Annotated in this window: 16 protein-coding genes and 1 pseudogene; 10 read left to right on the top strand and 7 right to left on the bottom strand. The window is 72.4% G+C overall.

Features of this window, described 5'->3' with window-relative positions; all coding sequences use genetic code 11:
• Nucleotides 1-31 precede the first annotated feature (31 nt).
• Nucleotides 32-2,323, bottom strand: a complete 2,292-nt coding sequence (locus AC27IY_RS11145; RefSeq protein ID WP_487177881.1) for a HelD family protein — start codon at nucleotides 2,321-2,323, stop codon at nucleotides 32-34.
• A gap of 146 nt (nucleotides 2,324-2,469) precedes the next feature.
• Here AC27IY_RS11145 and AC27IY_RS11140 point away from each other — a divergent pair, with 146 nt between their 5' ends.
• The 5 genes from AC27IY_RS11140 (at nucleotide 2,470) to AC27IY_RS11120 (ending at nucleotide 6,665) form a co-directional block, all read left to right on the top strand.
• Nucleotides 2,470-3,243, top strand: a complete 774-nt coding sequence (locus AC27IY_RS11140; protein ID WP_449956436.1) for an SDR family NAD(P)-dependent oxidoreductase — start codon at nucleotides 2,470-2,472, stop codon at nucleotides 3,241-3,243.
• 110 nt (nucleotides 3,244-3,353) lie between these two features.
• A complete protein-coding gene (locus tag AC27IY_RS11135; RefSeq protein WP_449956433.1) occupies nucleotides 3,354-3,821 on the top strand; it encodes a hemerythrin domain-containing protein in 468 nt (155 codons plus the stop codon).
• A gap of 52 nt (nucleotides 3,822-3,873) precedes the next feature.
• Nucleotides 3,874-5,079 carry an acyltransferase family protein gene (locus AC27IY_RS11130; RefSeq protein WP_487177880.1) on the top strand — a complete coding sequence of 402 codons (1,206 nt, stop codon included), beginning with the start codon at nucleotides 3,874-3,876 and terminating at the stop codon, nucleotides 5,077-5,079.
• A 45-nt stretch (nucleotides 5,080-5,124) separates the two neighbouring features.
• Nucleotides 5,125-5,460 carry an ArsR/SmtB family transcription factor gene (locus AC27IY_RS11125; protein WP_487177879.1) on the top strand — a complete coding sequence of 112 codons (336 nt, stop codon included), beginning with the start codon at nucleotides 5,125-5,127 and terminating at the stop codon, nucleotides 5,458-5,460.
• Nucleotides 5,461-5,474: 14 nt separating this feature from the next.
• Nucleotides 5,475-6,665 carry a GNAT family N-acetyltransferase gene (locus AC27IY_RS11120; protein WP_487177878.1) on the top strand — a complete coding sequence of 397 codons (1,191 nt, stop codon included), beginning with the start codon at nucleotides 5,475-5,477 and terminating at the stop codon, nucleotides 6,663-6,665.
• On the opposite strand, the gene AC27IY_RS11115 is transcribed toward AC27IY_RS11120, so the two are convergent.
• Together AC27IY_RS11115 and AC27IY_RS11110 are read right to left on the bottom strand one after the other, a co-directional pair.
• Complete coding sequence (locus tag AC27IY_RS11115; RefSeq protein WP_487177877.1) at nucleotides 6,637-7,050, bottom strand: Clp protease N-terminal domain-containing protein; 414 nt, start codon at nucleotides 7,048-7,050, stop codon at nucleotides 6,637-6,639. The two genes, AC27IY_RS11120 and AC27IY_RS11115, sit on opposite strands and share 29 nt — an antisense overlap.
• 16 nt (nucleotides 7,051-7,066) lie before the next feature.
• Entirely contained in the window at nucleotides 7,067-7,471 is a 405-nt protein-coding gene (locus AC27IY_RS11110; protein ID WP_449956424.1) for a cupin, read from the bottom strand.
• A gap of 183 nt (nucleotides 7,472-7,654) precedes the next feature.
• Between AC27IY_RS11110 and AC27IY_RS11105 the strand changes: the two genes are divergently transcribed.
• On the top strand, nucleotides 7,655-7,906 hold the full coding sequence (locus AC27IY_RS11105) for a hypothetical protein (RefSeq protein ID WP_487177876.1): 252 nt from the start codon (nucleotides 7,655-7,657) through the stop codon (nucleotides 7,904-7,906).
• Nucleotides 7,907-7,954: 48 nt separating this feature from the next.
• Here the strand turns inward: AC27IY_RS11105 and AC27IY_RS11100 are convergent.
• The 3 genes from AC27IY_RS11100 to AC27IY_RS11090 all read right to left on the bottom strand — a co-directional run bounded on the left by AC27IY_RS11100 (nucleotide 7,955) and on the right by AC27IY_RS11090 (nucleotide 9,931).
• A protein-coding gene (locus AC27IY_RS11100; protein ID WP_487177875.1) for an IS5 family transposase occupies nucleotides 7,955-8,769 on the bottom strand; the annotation gives its coding sequence in 2 pieces (ribosomal slippage) (nucleotides 7,955-8,424 and nucleotides 8,424-8,769; 816 coding nt in all).
• 65 nt (nucleotides 8,770-8,834) lie between these two features.
• The gene (locus tag AC27IY_RS11095; protein ID WP_487177874.1) at nucleotides 8,835-9,647 is read right to left on the bottom strand and encodes an SDR family oxidoreductase; all 813 of its coding nucleotides are present in this window, start codon (nucleotides 9,645-9,647) and stop codon (nucleotides 8,835-8,837) included.
• Between the two features lie 14 nt (nucleotides 9,648-9,661).
• Nucleotides 9,662-9,931, bottom strand: a complete 270-nt coding sequence (locus tag AC27IY_RS11090; protein ID WP_487177873.1) for a hypothetical protein — start codon at nucleotides 9,929-9,931, stop codon at nucleotides 9,662-9,664.
• A 197-nt stretch (nucleotides 9,932-10,128) separates the two neighbouring features.
• On the opposite strand from AC27IY_RS11090, the pseudogene AC27IY_RS11085 reads away from it, so the two are divergent.
• The 4 genes and pseudogenes from AC27IY_RS11085 to AC27IY_RS11070 form a co-directional block, all read left to right on the top strand.
• Nucleotides 10,129-11,019 (top strand): annotated as a pseudogene (locus AC27IY_RS11085) (RNA polymerase sigma-70 factor); the annotation flags it as partial.
• 123 nt (nucleotides 11,020-11,142) lie between these two features.
• Complete coding sequence (locus AC27IY_RS11080) at nucleotides 11,143-11,910, top strand: ThuA domain-containing protein (RefSeq protein WP_487177872.1); 768 nt, start codon at nucleotides 11,143-11,145, stop codon at nucleotides 11,908-11,910.
• Nucleotides 11,907-12,953: a Gfo/Idh/MocA family protein gene (locus AC27IY_RS11075; RefSeq protein ID WP_449956406.1), complete on the top strand. Its 1,047-nt coding sequence runs from the start codon at nucleotides 11,907-11,909 to the stop codon at nucleotides 12,951-12,953. Before AC27IY_RS11080 ends, AC27IY_RS11075 begins: the two co-directional genes overlap by 4 nt.
• Nucleotides 12,954-12,975: 22 nt before the next feature.
• Complete coding sequence (locus AC27IY_RS11070) at nucleotides 12,976-14,151, top strand: hypothetical protein (protein WP_487177871.1); 1,176 nt, start codon at nucleotides 12,976-12,978, stop codon at nucleotides 14,149-14,151.
• On the opposite strand, the gene AC27IY_RS11065 is transcribed toward AC27IY_RS11070, so the two are convergent.
• On the bottom strand, nucleotides 14,084-15,334 hold the full coding sequence (locus AC27IY_RS11065) for a hypothetical protein (protein ID WP_487177870.1): 1,251 nt from the start codon (nucleotides 15,332-15,334) through the stop codon (nucleotides 14,084-14,086). The genes AC27IY_RS11070 and AC27IY_RS11065 overlap by 68 nt on opposite strands.
• Nucleotides 15,335-15,364: the final 30 nt, after the last annotated feature.

Here is a 15,364-nt window from a genome sequence, read left to right as displayed (position 1 = left end):
TCCTGACCCCGGCCCCCGACCCCGGCGGCCCCTACACGGGGGAGCCGCCGGCCAGGCGGGACAGGACGGCCGGCAGCTCGCCCTCGTAGGCCACCGTCAGCCGCCGCGTCGCCCGCGTCACCGCCACGTACAGGTCCCGTCCGCCCATCGGCGACTGCTCCAGGATGCCCGCCGGGTCCACCACCACGACCGCGTCGAACTCCAGCCCCTTGGCCTGCGTCACCGTCAGCACCGTGACCGGCGCGTCCAGGTCGGCCGCCGGGAACTCCCGCCCCACCCGCTCACGCAGCGCGTCGGAGGTCACCACCCCGACCCGGCCCTCCCCGATCGCCGCCCGCTCCTCGGCCACCAGCTCCTTCAGCCCCTCGACCGGGACGCGCACCGCGCGCGGCGCCGACTCCCCCGACCGCACCGACTCCGGCGGCTCCTGCGCCGGGTCGAAGGCGCGCAGCACGTCCGCCGCCACGTCCATGATCTCCACCGGCGTCCGGTAGTTGACCCGCAGATGCTCCATCCGCCACCGGCCCCGCAGATAGGGGTCCAGCACCTCGCCCCACGAGCGCGCCCCGGCGGCCGAGCCGGTCTGCGCGATGTCGCCCACCACGGTCAGCGACTTGGCCGGCACCCGCCGCATCACCATCCGCCACGCCATCGGCGACAGCTCCTGCGCCTCGTCCACGATGACGTGCCCGTAGGCCCAGCCCCGGTCGGCCGCCGCCCGGTCGGCCGTGGTCAGCTCCGCGCCCGGGTCGGCGTGCCGCCCGGCCAGCACGTCCGCCCGCGCGAAAATGCCCTCCTCGGCCACGCCCGTGGTCTGCAGCACCTCACTGGCGTACAGCAGCTCCTCGTCCTGCTCGGCCCGGCTGCGGCGGGAGGCCGCGCGCGCCGCCGAGTCGTCCTCGCCCAGCAGCTCGGCCGCCTCGTCCAGCAGCGGCACGTCCTCCACCGTCCACGGCGCGTCCGCCGGCCGCACCAGCGGCGCCCAGTCCAGGCCGGGCGGCATGACCGCTTCGAGCGCCCGCGGGTCCGACAGCAGACCGGCGATCAGCCGCTGCGGCGTCAGCTCCGGCCACAGGCCCTCGACGGCGCGGCGCACCGCCGGCTCGCCCCACAGCCGCTCCGAGGCCAGGTCCAGGTCCAGCTCGTCCAGGTCGCCCTCCAGGTCCAGCGGCTGGGCCAGCTCCTCCATCTCCGGGTCGCCGTTGGCGAGATCCTCGAGGTGCAGCGACTCCTCCAGCGCCCGCGCCTCAGCCCGGGCCAGCTCCTTCAGCAGCTCGCTCACGTACAGCTTGCGGGCCATGTTGTGCGGCAGCCGCACCGCCCGCGCCCGCTCGTGCAGCCGCACGCACGTCTCGTGCGGCACCCGCAGCGCCAGCCCGTCCAGCTCCACCACCAAGTCGCCCTCCGGCGGCCGGCGGCGCAGCTCCAGCACCGCGGCCACCACCCCGGCCATCCGCAGGTCGCCCTTGACCACCGCGGCGGCCGGCGCGTCGGCCGCCGTCGCCCGCACGCCCGGGAACATCTCCCCGGCCGTCGTCATCACCACCTGCGTCTCCCCCAGCGACGGCAGCACCTGGCCGATGTAGCGCAGGAACATCGCGTTCGGGCCGACCACCAGCACGCCGCGCCGCTCCAGGACGTCGCGGTGGGTGTAGAGCAGGTACGCCGCCCGGTGCAGCGCCGCGACCGTCTTGCCGGTGCCGGGTCCGCCCTGCACCACCAGCGCGCCCTGCAGGCCGGCCCGGATCACCCGGTCCTGCTCGGTCTGGATGGTGGCCACCACGTCGCCCATCCGGCCCGTACGGCCCCGCCGCAGCGCGGCCAGCAGCGCCGCCTCTCCCACCAGCGTGCGCCGGTCGCTCTCGCTCATCCGCTCCAGGTCGAACACCTCGTCGTCGATGGCGATGACGCGGCGGTCCTTCAGATGCAGGTGGCGGCGGCGCAGCAGGCCGCCGGGGTCGGTGGCCGTGGCCACGTAGAACGGCCGCGCCGCCGGCGCCCGCCAGTCGATCAGGACCGCCTCGTGCCGCTCGTCGCGCAGCCCGATCCTGCCGATGTAGGTGCTGCCGCCGGAGCGCTCGTCGATCCGGCCGAAGCACAGGCCCCGCTCGACCGCGTTGAGCTGCGCCAGCCTGCGCGCCTGCTCCGAGGCCAGAGCCTCACGCTCGACCATCGCCTGACGGCTGCCGCCGCCGCGGCCGTACACCTGGCGCAGCGTCGCCTGCGCGCGTTCCCTGGCGAGGTCGAGCAGTTCGTACAGCCACGACACGGTGCGCTGCTCGGTGTCAAGGGCTTCGACGAGACCATCTTGACGGTTAGCCATCGAGTGGTATACTCCTATCGGGAAGGCTGTGAAAGCTGGCGCTTGAATGCGAGTGTTCGAGCTTACTCCGCGCCGCCACGCCCGCGCAATCTCCGCGCCTCCCCCGCGCACGCCCCGCACCCGCCCGGGTGCTAGCTTGTGCGACCGTGTCGCACTATCTGCAGGAGCTGTTCTCCCTCCACGGCCGCCGCGCCCTCGTCACCGGCGGCAGCTCCGGCATCGGCTACGCCATCGCCGAGGCCCTCGGCCGCGCCGGAGCCGAGGTCGTCCTCGTCGCCCGCCGGCCCGCCGAGCTCGACCAGGCCGCCGGCCGCCTGCGCCGCCACGGCGTCACCACCACCTGCGTCAGCGCCGACCTCGCCGACCGTCGCGACGTCCAGCGCGTCTGCGACACCATGGACGACGCCGCCGGCGAGATCGACATCCTGGTCAACAACGCGGGCAACAACATCCGCAAACCGATGGCCGAGCTGACCGCCGACGACTACGAGCTGACCGTCGCCGTCAACCTCACCGCCCCCTACCTGCTCGGCCAGCACTTCGGCCCGCGCATGGCCGCCCGAGGCTGGGGCCGGATCATCAACATCGGCTCCCAGCAGTCCATCAGCGCCTTCGGCGACAGCGGCGCCTACGGAGCCGCCAAGGCCGGCCTCGCCGGGCTCACCCGCTCCCAGGCCGAGGCCTGGTCCGCCGCCGGCGTCTGCGTCAACACGATCATCCCCGGCTTCGTCCTCACGCCGTTGACCGCGCCCGCCCAGGCCGTCCCGGGCCGCGTCGAGGCCCTCGCCGCCCGCCACATGACCGGCCGCAACGGCGTCCCGGCCGACTTCGCCGGCGCCGCCGTCTTCCTGGCCGGCGACGCCTCGGCGTTCGTCACCGGGCAGATGCTGTTCGTCGACGGCGGCTTCTCCGTCCACTAGGGTGCCAGTAGGATCGCAGCCAGCGTCGCGTGCCGGTGACGGGCCGCGTCAGGCATGGAGGCGCCGGATCAGGAAGGCGGTCACGATGACCCTTTCCCCGTTCCCCACCCGTGGGTGAGCACGACAAGCACAGGCTCCTGGCCTGGCACCTCCAACTGCAGGCGGCGCACCGGCGCCTGCACCGGGCACTGCGCCTCGCCCGCGAATCCCTGCAGGCCGGCGACACCGCCGCGGCGCGGGCGGACCTCCTGCTTCATTGCCAGGGCTTCTGCGCCGCCCTCGACGGCCATCACGTGCGCGAGGACGCCGGGCTCTTCCCCCAGCTGTCCGCGCGCCACCCGTCGCTGCGGCCCACGCTCGCCAAGCTGCGGCAGGACCACGAGCTGATCGCGCAGCTGCTCCGGCGCTTCGACCACGCGATCACCTCGGGCGCCGCGCCGGACGAGCTGGCCCTGCACCTGGACGGCCTCTCGGCGATCATGCACTCCCACTTCCGGTACGAGGAGCGCGAGCTCCTGGGCGTCCTGGCGGCCCTGGACCTCGACGCCGACCCGCACGACCTCCTCGGACCGTTCTGACAGAAACTCGCGCGACAAAGCGGTAAAAGACGTCCCTTACTACGATGTCCGGATGCTGTCCGCTCCCCCCACCGCCGCCACCGGCCCCGGCCGGCCGCACACCCGCCGCCTGGCCTGGCTGGACGCGCTGCGCGGCCTCGCCTCCATGGTGGTGGTCTTCGAACACGCGCTGGCGCCGCTCTGGCCGGAGGCACGCGAGCCGGTCAAGGCCGTCTTCGACCCCGGCTGGTACGGCGTCATGGTGTTCTTCCTCGTCAGCGGCTACATCGTGCCGGCGTCACTGGAACGCCGGGGCAGCCTGCGAGCCTTCTGGATCTCCCGCTTCTTCCGGCTGTGGCCGCTGCTCACCGTGTGCGTGGCCGGCATGCTGCTGCTCGCCGCAGCCGGCTGGGACGACCTGCACACCTGGTGGAGCAGCCGGCCCGCCGCACTGGCCCTGGCACACGCCACCATGCTGCAGAACCTCATGTACGCCCCCAACGTCGCCAACGTGCTGTGGACCCTGTCCTACGAGATGGCCTTCTACCTCCTGCTGACCGCCATGTTCACCCTCGGGGCACACCGGCGCAGCACCACGGCCGCGCTCGCGTTCGCCGCGGCCGCCGTGCTCGGCGCCGGACTGCTGCCGGTGACCCTCCTGTCGGCAGGCGGGGCGGGCCGCATGCTCACGGTCGTGCTCGCCGTCACCGCCGTGCTGGCCGCCGGACTGACCGCGGTGCTGCGCGGCGGCCGGCGCACCCGGCAGGCGGGCGCCGTGGCCGTCGCGGGCACGATCCTGCTGCTGCTGGCCGTCAACCAGAGCTACCCCGGGCCGTGGCAGGGACTGCTCATCCTGGCGACCATGTTCGCCGGCACCGCCCTGTACCGCGTCGAGACTGGCCAGTACGGCCGCCGGCACCTCGCCTGGACGGCGCTCGTACCGCTGGCGGGGCTGTGGCTCGCACGCGCCGAACCGGGAGTGCAGACGGCGATCGCGGCGGCCTGGCTGACGTTCGCCGCCGCCATGGCGCTGCGCCGGCGCGCGATGCCGTCGTGGCTGACGTGGCTCGGCCTGGTGTCCTACTCCATCTACCTGCTGCACCCGCTGCTGCTGGAGAGCGTGGAGTTCTTCCTGCCGGACCCTCGGGCCCTGCCGCTGGCCGCACGCCTGGCGCTGCTGGGGGCGGTGTACGCGGCGCTGCTCGGGCTGTCCGCGCTGACCTGGCGCTGGGTGGAGCTGCCGGCGCAGTGGCTCGGCAGACGCCTGGCCGGCAGGTGAACGGGGCTTCCCCCTCACCCGTTCATCGAATATCGTCGATGTACGATGAACGAGAACAACGGACCCCTGCCGCGCGAACAGGCCGAGGAGTACGCCGGCTGGTTCAAGGCCCTCGCCGACCCCACCCGGATCCAGATCGTGTCCCTGCTGGCCCGGCGGCGCGCGCCGATGAGCGTCGGCGACATCGTGACCGCCTCCGGAGTGGGCCAGTCCACCGTCTCCCACCACCTCAAGATCCTCGCCGAGGTGCGATTCGTCCTGGTGGAACGGCAGCGCACCTCCAGCCTCTACCGGATCAACGACACGTGCGTCAGCTGCTTCCCCACCGCCGCCGACGTCGTCATGGGCAACCCCGCGCCGCCCCCGCCCACCTGCCCGTGAAGGAGCCCCGAGCCATGGCCCACGACGAGATCATCGACCACTACTCCGCGCTCGCCCGCGCCGCCGCCGCCGGACGGACCCTCACCGGCACCGCCGGCTACGACAACCTCGAAGGGCTGCCCCAGGCAGCGGTACGAGCCGCCCTGGGCTGCGGCAACCCGGTGGCCGTCGCCGAGCTGCGCGCCGGCGAAACCGTCCTCGACCTCGGCTCGGGCGGCGGCCTCGACGTGCTCCTGTCAGCCCGCCGCGTCGGCCCCGACGGCAAGGCGTACGGGGTGGACGCCAGCGCGGACATGCTGGCGCTCGCCCGGCGCAACGCCCAGCAGGCCGGCGCGCACAACGCCGAGTTCCTGCCCGGCACCATCGAACGGCTGCCGCTGCAGGACCGCTCGGTGGACGTCGTCATCTCCAACTGCGTCATCAACCTGTCCAGCGACAAGGCCGCCGTGCTGGCCGAAGCGTTCCGGGTGCTACGGCCGGGCGGACGGTTCGGCGTCAGCGACGTGGTGACCACGCACACGACGACGACCGAGCAGCGCACCGGCTGCGCCGCCGGAGCGCTCCCCGTGGGCGAATACCGTGAACTGCTGGCCGCCGCGGGCTTCACCGGCGTACACATCACCCTGACCACCGGCCACGACGACGGCACGCACTCGGCGATCGTCCAGGCCGCCAAACCGGCCGCCCCGCCGCACGTGGAGCTCCGGCCGATGCGCGCCACCGACGCCGGACACGTGCTGGCCGTCTACCAGGCAGGCCTCGACAGCGGCCACGCCAGCTTCGAGACCACCGCCCCGAGCTGGGAGGACTTCACCGCGGCCCGGCTGCCCGGCTTGCGCTACGTGGCCTGCGACACCCGCACCGGCCAGGTGCTCGGCTGGGTGGCCGCCTCACCGGTGTCGTCACGCTGCGTGTACGCCGGCGTGGTCGAGCACAGCATCTACGTCCACCCCCGCCACCAGGCCCAGGGCATCGGCCGGGCGCTGCTGACGGCGTTCGTCGCCGCCAGCGAGGACGCCGGCATCTGGACCGTCCAGTCCGGCGTCTTCCCCGAGAACACCGCCAGCCTGGCCCTGCACCAAGCCCTCGGCTTCCGCGTCGTCGGCACCAGGGAACGCATCGGCTGCCACCACGGCCTCTGGCGCGACGTGCTGCTCATCGAACGCCGCAGCGCGTTCAGAAAGCCTCACCGTGAAGCACCTTGACGACCTGAGCACGGGCCTGCCGGAGACCGACTCCCAGGGCGGCAGCCGTCGTCTCGTCGTGCAGGAGGCCGAGCAGGAGGTGCTCGGTTCCGACGTACCGGTGCCCGAGCCCGGCCGCCTCACGGCGAGCCCGTTCCAGGACCTGGTCGAGGCCGACGTCCGTCCCTCGGGCGGCTGAGGCCGTGAGGTCGCGTCCGAGGCTCCTGAGCGTCATCACGGCCACCCCCTCACCCAGACGGGCCAGGCCCACCAGGAGGTGCCCGGCGGTGACGCGGTCATGGCCCAGCACCCCCGCCTCCTGCCCGGCCAGGTCCAGCGCCCGCTGAGCACGAGCCGTCAGCAGCCCCGCCAAGGGCCGGTCGAGGACCGTCCGCCTCCTCCACATGGCGTCTCCATCCGTCTCACAGGGCGGAACCGTCCTCAGCGAGGCGCCTCTCCACGCGGCTGCCCCGCGGCAGCGTCACCGCCAGGATGTTGCTGGGAATGTCGAGCTCGATCCGGTGCCAGCGCCCGCGCGGGACGATCGCGGCGGTGCCCGCCGTCAGCCTGATCTCCTCCTCCTGCTGCCCCGGCCCCTCCGGACGCAGGTAAAGGCGGATCTTGCCGACCAGACACGAGACGATCTCCTCGGCCTCCGGATGAACCTCCCAATGGCCGACATGCACGTCCCCGCCCACCTTGGCATGGAACGCCGTCAGCCGCCAGCCGTCCTGGTCGGGGTCGGCGGTCCTTCTCCCGGCGCGGATCCGGCCCTCCCGGTCGAGATGGATGGACGAGGCGAACAGATCGATCGGGGCAACGGTCATGGCGAAGCGCCCTCCCTCCGGCGTCGTACGGGCCTTGAGCCCCGGTGACCGGCATTCTCCGCAGGCCGCACCACGCAGGACGTCCCGCGAGCGAAGCGAACTCCCTCTACCCCACCGGGACCAACGACCGGCCCGGATACCACGCCGGAAGTACAGGCGCTTCACACGCCACGCTCCGGGCAGATGCCGGTCATGAACGCACAAAACACGACAAGCGACGACCTCCCCGCCGCAGTGGGCCGAGTCAACGGAGAAAGCGACATCGTCGCCGAACGCTCCGGAGGCGACGTCCACACCTCCTCCCCACGCCCCATCCCCGCCGAACCCGTCGAACCCCCGGTCGACCCCGAACGCAAGGCCGAAGAAGAACGCCGCGACGCCGCCGAGAACACCGGCGAACAACCGGCCCGCCCAGGAACCGAACCGACCGACTGAGAACCTACGGCGGAGCCCTTTCCGGAGGACGTCGTCGGATAAGAGCTCCTAACGCAATGAGGTGAGGCGTCGCCAGCAGATGAGTGCGCAGGCCAGCTTGAGGAATGCCTCGTGGATGTCGGCGCGGATCTCCCAGCGGATGCGTAGGCGTCTGAAGGCGTGCAGCAGGGCGAAGGTCTGCTCGACGACCCAGCGTTGTTTGCCCAGGCCGGAGCCGTGCTCGGTGCCGCGTCGGGCGATCAGCGGGCGAATCTGCAACTCACGGACCAGACGGCGGTACTTGTCGTGGTCGTAGCCGCGGTCGGCGAGCACGACGTCGGGACGCTGGCGGGGACGGCCGCGCTTGCCGCGCACCTTGGGGATGGCGTCCAGCAGCGGGCGAAGCTGGGTGACGTCGTTGCGGTTGGCGCCGGTCAAGATCACCGCGAGCGGGATGCCGGTGGCCTCGGTGATCAGGTGGTGCTTGCTGCCGGCCCGCCCTCGGTCGACCGGTGACGGACCGGTCTGCGCCCCCCTTTTAACGCTCTGATCTGGGAAGAGTCCACCGCTGCCCGGGAGAAGTCGAGGGCGTCGGCGGCCCGTAGCCGGTCGAGCAGGACCTCGTGCAGCCGCTGCCAGACGTCGGCCCTGTTCCACTCGGCCAGCCGCCGCCAGCACGTCATGCCCGAGCCGTAGCCGAGCTCCTGCGGCAGGTGCTCCCAGGCGATCCCGGTGTGCAGCACGAACAAGATGCCCTGCAACGCCAGCCGGTCATCCAGCCGCTTGCGTCCCGGATGCCGGAACCGCCGCTGACGCTGCGGCAGCAAGGGCTCGATCACCGCCCACAGCTCGTCGCTGACCTCCCACGGCTTCGGCTTGGCCACTCGCGCTCCTCTCGCTGGCTACAGCGAGAGATCAAAGCACAACGTAGATCATTCTGTTAGGCGCTCTAAGCCCTTGTTTCCGGCGCCCCGGACGGTCGAGCACCGAGAACAAGGGCGAGGCCGGCCCAGAGCTGGGCGTCCAGCCACTCCTGGAAAGTGGGACCGGCGAGCTTGGCATGCGGACCGGGCAGGAAAGAGCCGGCGGCGGCCAGCTCGGCGTCCGGCATCGCGGACCCGTCGACGCCGACGACCTTGACACCCCGCCGGGCACCGAGCAGCCGCGCCGCCTCCGCCAGGATCTCCCTGCGGGGCCCGGCGATCTCCGGGACCGGCGCCCCCGGAGAGTGAGCGGCGATCGCCAGGTCGACCAGCTCCTCGGCCACGGCGCGGCAGGCCACGAGCTGACTGGGCAACGCCGGCACGTAGGCGACGTCACCCTGCCGCCAGTCCAGGAGCTGGCCGACGAACTCGTGGAACTGCGCCGCCCGCAGAAGACGCACCGGAACCGGCCCGGACAGCAGGCATTCCTCATGCACCTTCTTCGCCACGAGAAAACCGGCCGTGGCCTTGTCGACGCCGATGATGGACGCCATGACGATCCGGGCGACCCCCGCCCTCCGGCCCGCCTCCTGCAGATTGCCGGCCGACGTACGAAAGAACTCCGCCGCCGCGCCCTGATCGGAGGCGTGCCACGAGGCCACGTCGATCACGACCTCAGCCCCAGCCAACGCCTCCGCCAGGCCCCGACCGGTGATGACGTCCACACCGGCGGCGCGCGACATCGGCACGACCCGATGCCCCCGCTCCGCCAGAACCTCCACGACCTGACGGCCGAGCCGCCCGGTCGCCCCCGCTACCGCGAACGTGGTCACGCTCATGCCGGGCTCCTCTCTCACGCGCTGTAGTTCCGGCCGGGAGGCATGCCCGGGATCGGCTTGGCGATCAGGGCCGCGGGGGTGAAGAAACCGATGTGGGCGATCGCCATGACGAGCAACCACATCGCCCTGTCGTCGTAGTGCGCCGACGCCCTGGCATACAGCTCGTCGGGGACGCGCTCCCCCGACGGATTCGGAGCGCGACGCAACTGCAACAGATGGATGGTGGCCTGCGCAACCGCCCCGTTCTGCAGGGCCTTGTGCAGACCCGCTCCGACCTCCGCCATCTCAGGAAGGAAGGGGAGAGGGTTGGGCATACGCGACCGCTGACCGGTCGTCGTGGGCGTGGACATGGGAAGGCTTCCCTTCATGGTGGCCGATGCCGTTCCTGACGACCACCAGACGACGACGCCCCCACCGCCGTAACAGCCCGACCATGTGACATGGACCACCCGCCACCGGTGTTACACCGCGACGGCGACCGGCGTCCGTCGCCTACGAACTCCTCGGCTCCGCCGCCGACGCCGAGGACGTCCTCCAGGAGACCTGGCTGCGCTGGGCCGACGTCGACCCCGGCACCGTACGGGAGAAACGCGCCTACCTCGTACGCATCGTCACCCGCCAGGCACTCGACCGGCTCCGCACGCTCGGCCGCCGCAAGGAGTCCTACGTCGGCCCCTGGCTCCCCGAACCCCTCCTCACCACGCCCGACGTCGCCGAGGACATCGAACTCGCCGAAAGCGTCTCCATGGCGATGCTCCTGGTCCTGGAAACCCTCCAACCCGCCGAACGCGCCGTGTTCGTCCTGCGCGAGGTGTTCGACCTCGACTACGACGAGATCGCCGAAGCCGTCGGCAAAAGCCCCAACGCGGTACGCCAGCTCGCCTACCGCGCCAGAACCCACGTCGCCGCCCGCCGCCCCCGCGGCACCGCCACCCCCGCCGAGACCCGCGCCGTCCTCCAAGCCTTCCAACGCGCCCTCGAGACCGGCGAACTGCAGAGCCTCCTCGACGTCCTCGCACCGGACGTCGTCGCCCTCAGCGACGGCGGCGGCCTCAGACACGCCCTGCTACGACCCGTCACAGGCATCCAGAACGTGGCCCGCCTCCTCGCCGCCGGCTGGTGGAGACGCGACGCGGAAAGATCCGTCCAACCGGTGCACATCAACGGCAGCCTCGGACTGCTCGTCCGCGTCAACGGGGAGATCGACGGCGTCATCGCCGTACGCGTGGAGAACGGCCACGTCACCGGCGTCTACCACGTACGCAACCCCCACAAGCTGTCGCACCTGGAACAGGAGACCACCGTCACCCGCACATCCTCCACCAGCAGATCAGACGCCTCCAGCGCGCCCTGCCGCCATTTTGTTGATTGAGTTTTTTGTTCGGTTCTTCGATGTGGCGAACCGACGGAACGCCTTTACAAAGTAGATCACTAGTTCCGGGGCGGGAGCGGCGGGGGAGGAAAGGGGCGACGATCGACGACCGGAAGGAAACGGATGGCGGCCCACGTCCCACCCCCAGCCGAAGCCCCGCTCAACGTCACCGTGTGGAGCGAGAACTACCACGAGCCGCGCGAGGAGGAGGTACGCCGCCGCTACCCCACCGGCATCCACGGCGCCATCGCCGACGGGCTGCGCGAGGAGCTGGGCTCCCGGGCACGGGTCCGCACCGCCCTACTGGAGGAGCCCGAGCACGGGCTCACCGACGCGGTCCTCGCCGCCACCGACGTGCTCACCTGGTGGGGACACATGGCGCACGAGGAGGTGGACGACAAGGTCGTCGAGCGCGTACGACGCCGCGTGCTCGGCGGCATGGGCCTGCTCGTGCTGCACTCCGGCCACTACTCCAAGATCTTCCGCTCGCTCATGGGCACCACGTGCACGCTCAACTGGCGCGACGCCGGCGAACGCGAGCTCGTCTGGACGGTCTCCCCCGGCCACCCCATCGCCCGCGGCGTCCCCCACCCGCTGGTCATCGAGGCGCAGGAGACCTACGGCGAGCCGTTCGGCATCCCCCAGCCCGACGAGCTGGTCTTCGTCAGCGGCTTCGCCGGCGGCGAGGTGTTCCGCAGCGGCTGCTGCTACCGCCGCGGACTCGGCCGCGTCTTCTACTTCAGCCCCGGCGACCAGAAATACCCCGTCTACCACCACCCCGACGTACGGCGGGTGCTGGCCAACGCGGTCCTGTGGGCCGCCCCGGACGCCGGGACCGGCGAGCCGCTCCAGAACGCCCACACCCCGATCACCTGGCAGGGGGCACGATGACGTCAGCGACGTTCGCGACCGTGGAAGCCGACCGGCCGCTGCGCGCGGTGATCGCCGGAGCCGGGTTCATCGGCGGGCAGTGGGCGCCCGAGCTGCTCGCCCACCCCGGCGTCGAGCTGGTCGGCTGGGTGGACGTGGCCCCCGAACGGGCCCACGCCGCCGCCCACGCCCTGGGCCTGGACGGCTTACCCACCGGCGCGTCCCTGACCTCGCTGCTGGACGGCGAGGAACCCGACTTCGTCGTCAACTGCGCCGTCCCGCAGGCCCACCACGAGGTGACGGTGACGGCGCTGCGGCGCGGGGTGTCGGTGCTGAGCGAGAAGCCGATGGCGGTCACCCTGGAGGAGGCCCGCGCCATGGTGCGCGCCGCGGACGAGTCCCGCCGGCTGTTCGCCGTCAGCCAGAACCGCCGCCACCAGCGCGGCCTCGTCGCCTACCGGCGCACCGTGGCCGAGCTGGGGCCGCTCGGGCTGATGACATCGGAGTTCTTCATCCCGTACCGGGGGGCGGCGTTCCTGTCCACGCTGGAGCACCCGCTGCTGCAGGACATGGCGATCCACCTGTTCGACGCGGCGCGGGCGGTGTCGGGAGCCGATCCGGTGTCGGTGTACTGCGAGTCGTTCCGGCCGGCGTGGACCTGGTACCCGGGCGCGTGCTCGGCCACGGCGATCTTCGAGATGACCGGCGGGCTGCGCTACACCTTCACCGGCAGCTGGTCGGCGCCCGGCCTGCCGACGTCGTGGACCGGCTCCTGGCGGGCGACCGGCCCGCGCGGCACCGCCTTGTGGGACGGCGACGGCGACCCGGTGGCCGAACCGGCCAAGGGCGAGGTCGTACGGGCCCGCAAACGGGAGGACGACCCCTACCCGGAGCGGCCCCGGCGCTTCGGCGGGCTGGCCGAAGGGCTGGAGGAGTTCGTGACCGGGCTGCGCACCGGGCGGGCGCCGCAGGGCGAGTGCCACGACAACATCCGCAGCCTCGCCATGGTGACGGCGGCCCTGGAGTCGGCCCGCACCGGGATGCGAACGCCTGTCACGACCTAGCGGGATGTGGTTCGCTGGACGGATGCCGATCTTCCGCGCCGCGCTCGTCGCCGGCCTCCTGGCGCCCGCGGCGGCCGCGCTGCTGACCCTGGCCGGCCGGCCGGAGCCCGCCGGGCCGCTCATCGGCGTGCTCGCGGGCCTGCTGTTACGGGGGTCGCCCGCCGCGGCGGCCCTGGCCACCCTGTGGGGAGGCGCGTGGGCGGTGCTCGCGACCGCACTCGCCGGGATCGAGACCGCCGACGCGATGGGGAGCTGGCTGGAGTGGCCCGGCTGGCCGGGGTGGGCGGTGGGGGCCGTGCTCGCGTACGCGCTGGCCGCCCGGCACACGCCGGTGAGCGCCCGGCACGAGACGGGGGAAGCGCGACAGGGGCCGGGGGAAGCGCCGCCCTCACGGCTCCCGGCGGTGGCGGTCGCTGCCGGGGCGGGCGCGGTGCTGGCGGCGGGGCAGCTCGCCGCCGCGCAGGCGGCCGGGCTGACGCTGTGGGAGGACTACCACCCGTACGACGGGCCCGGCTGGTACCGGGACCTCACCTCCGCCCTGTGGTACCCGGCCGCGTCGGTCGTGCTGGCGACGGTGCTGGCCGGGCGGCTGCGGGGCGGGCGCCGGTCGTCGGCCGCCGTGCCGGTCGCCGCCTGGCTGGGCGCGGCGCTGGCCGGCGGCCCGATGCAGTACGCGCAGGCCCTCGGCGTGACCGTCGAGCCCCCGGGTGTGGCGCTGCTGGCCTCGCTGGCGGGCGGCGGCATCGGGGCCGCCGCCGGAGTCCTCGCGCTGCGGCACCCGGGGGTCGCGGCGGGGCTGGTGTGCTTCGTCGCGTTCCGCACCCTGCAAGCCCTCGACCGCGCACCGGGAGAGTTGCCGGAACCCGTCGAGGTGATCGCGGACCCGCTGCTCCTGGTGACGCCGTTCGTGATCGTGGCGGTGGTCGCGGCCCGCACGGCACGACGGGCCGCGAGGTGGGGGCCCGGCCTCGTCGCGGGGCTGGCCGGCCCCCTCCTCGTCTGGTCCGTCTACGCGGCGGTCGGGGCCCGGGCCTACGACCACAGCACGCAGAGCAGCCCGTACGCGCAGGCACTGCTGACCGCGTTCCTCGCCCCGGCCGTGGCGCTGGCCGCCGCGCGGATCGCCGTGCTCACAGGCCGTAGCGGCTCTTCAGATGACGCCACCAGTCACGGAACATCCACGCGTCGAAGTCCGTGATCGACGTCGCGCTGCCCGCCTTCATGAGGAAGCAGCACACGCCGGTCGGCGTCCAGTCGTAGAAGTCGTCCAGCCCGAACGAGTGGCCTATCTCGTGCAGCAGGATGTGCATGTTGGCGGCGTTCAGGTTGGACATGTAGTACTCGCTGCCGACCCGCTGCCCCCAGTCACCTCCCGCGCCTCCGGAGAACCCGGCGGTCAGCCACAGCGACATGTCGTAGTGGTGGGATGCGCCGCCCGGGCAGTTCGGGTAGTTGCCGCTCTGGTTGAAGAAACGGCCGCACGGCTCGGAGCACTGGGGCGCGTTCTCGCGGATGTCGTTGACGTAGATGTCCACGCTCGTGTCGCTCCACTGCAGCTGGGCGCGGTCGCGCACGGCCCAGCCGACGACCTTCAGCGGCACGTCCGCGTACGGCCAGCCGTTGTGCCCGGCCATCACGTCCATCCACTTCTTGAACTGGCGGGCCAGCGCCGCGTGGATCTGGTCACGCTGGGCGGCGGTCACCGTGGCGCTGGAGTCCCAGCGGACGCAGTAGTTGACGGAGCCGCGGTTGGCCATGATCTGGTCCCAGCCGTAGTTGCGGAACCCGTACGGGTTGGAGTACGTCGACTCGACGTGCCGCCACACCTCGTCCAGCGGGGTGACGAGGGAGGAGGGCGGGTTCCAGCCGCTGGTGCCGCCGCCGGTGTCCGGCGTGAACGCCCGCACCTCCAGCAGCCCGACCGACCCCTGGCCGCTCTGCAGCACGACCCGCAGCCGTGTGGTGCTGACCTGGGAGAAGGACGCGGTGTTGTAGGTGTCGGCGGCCACCGGGTACGAGGCGGAGATGTCGGCGTAGGCGCTGCCGGTCCAGTACTGGAGCTTCCACGACGCCGGGACGCGCACGCCGCCGCCGTCGTCGAAGAAGTAGACGTCGGCCGAGCGCAGGTTCTGCGCCGACGCCCAGGTGAGCTCGGCCCACTGCGTGCCGGTCTGGGGCCAGGTGCCCCAGCGCCGGTTGGCGGTGTCGTTCGAGCGCGGCGGGTCGATGCCGTCGTTGATCGCCGCCACGCTCTCCCACGCCGAGGTGTAGGAGGCCGACGGGGTGGCCGAGCGCGCCACGTTGGTGTCCGCCACGGCCTCCCGCAGCGGGAAAAGTAACGTCATGAGCAGCAGAAGGGGCAGGATTGCCAGGCGTCTCATAGGATCGGGTCCCCTTTGGTAGCGCTAACA

Source organism: Nonomuraea sp. B208, from assembly GCF_057536035.1.
This window is presented reverse-complemented; position numbering and strand designations above follow the sequence as displayed.

What these genes read in the sequence shown, in the direction of transcription:
- AC27IY_RS11145 (WP_487177881.1), bottom strand. Translation starts at nt 2,323, where the DNA reads ATGGCTAACCGTCAAGATGGTCTCGTCGAAGCCCTTGACACCGAGCAG.
- AC27IY_RS11130 (WP_487177880.1), top strand. Translation starts at nt 3,874, where the DNA reads ATGCTGTCCGCTCCCCCCACCGCCGCCACCGGCCCCGGCCGGCCGCAC.
- AC27IY_RS11125 (WP_487177879.1), top strand. Translation starts at nt 5,125, where the DNA reads ATGAACGAGAACAACGGACCCCTGCCGCGCGAACAGGCCGAGGAGTAC.
- AC27IY_RS11120 (WP_487177878.1), top strand. Translation starts at nt 5,475, where the DNA reads ATGGCCCACGACGAGATCATCGACCACTACTCCGCGCTCGCCCGCGCC.
- AC27IY_RS11115 (WP_487177877.1), bottom strand. Translation starts at nt 7,050, where the DNA reads ATGTGGAGGAGGCGGACGGTCCTCGACCGGCCCTTGGCGGGGCTGCTG.
- AC27IY_RS11110 (WP_449956424.1), bottom strand. Translation starts at nt 7,471, where the DNA reads ATGACCGTTGCCCCGATCGATCTGTTCGCCTCGTCCATCCATCTCGAC.
- AC27IY_RS11105 (WP_487177876.1), top strand. Translation starts at nt 7,655, where the DNA reads ATGCCGGTCATGAACGCACAAAACACGACAAGCGACGACCTCCCCGCC.
- AC27IY_RS11095 (WP_487177874.1), bottom strand. Translation starts at nt 9,647, where the DNA reads ATGAGCGTGACCACGTTCGCGGTAGCGGGGGCGACCGGGCGGCTCGGC.
- AC27IY_RS11090 (WP_487177873.1), bottom strand. Translation starts at nt 9,931, where the DNA reads ATGGCGGAGGTCGGAGCGGGTCTGCACAAGGCCCTGCAGAACGGGGCG.
- AC27IY_RS11080 (WP_487177872.1), top strand. Translation starts at nt 11,143, where the DNA reads ATGGCGGCCCACGTCCCACCCCCAGCCGAAGCCCCGCTCAACGTCACC.
- AC27IY_RS11075 (WP_449956406.1), top strand. Translation starts at nt 11,907, where the DNA reads ATGACGTCAGCGACGTTCGCGACCGTGGAAGCCGACCGGCCGCTGCGC.
- AC27IY_RS11070 (WP_487177871.1), top strand. Translation starts at nt 12,976, where the DNA reads ATGCCGATCTTCCGCGCCGCGCTCGTCGCCGGCCTCCTGGCGCCCGCG.
- AC27IY_RS11065 (WP_487177870.1), bottom strand. Translation starts at nt 15,334, where the DNA reads ATGAGACGCCTGGCAATCCTGCCCCTTCTGCTGCTCATGACGTTACTT.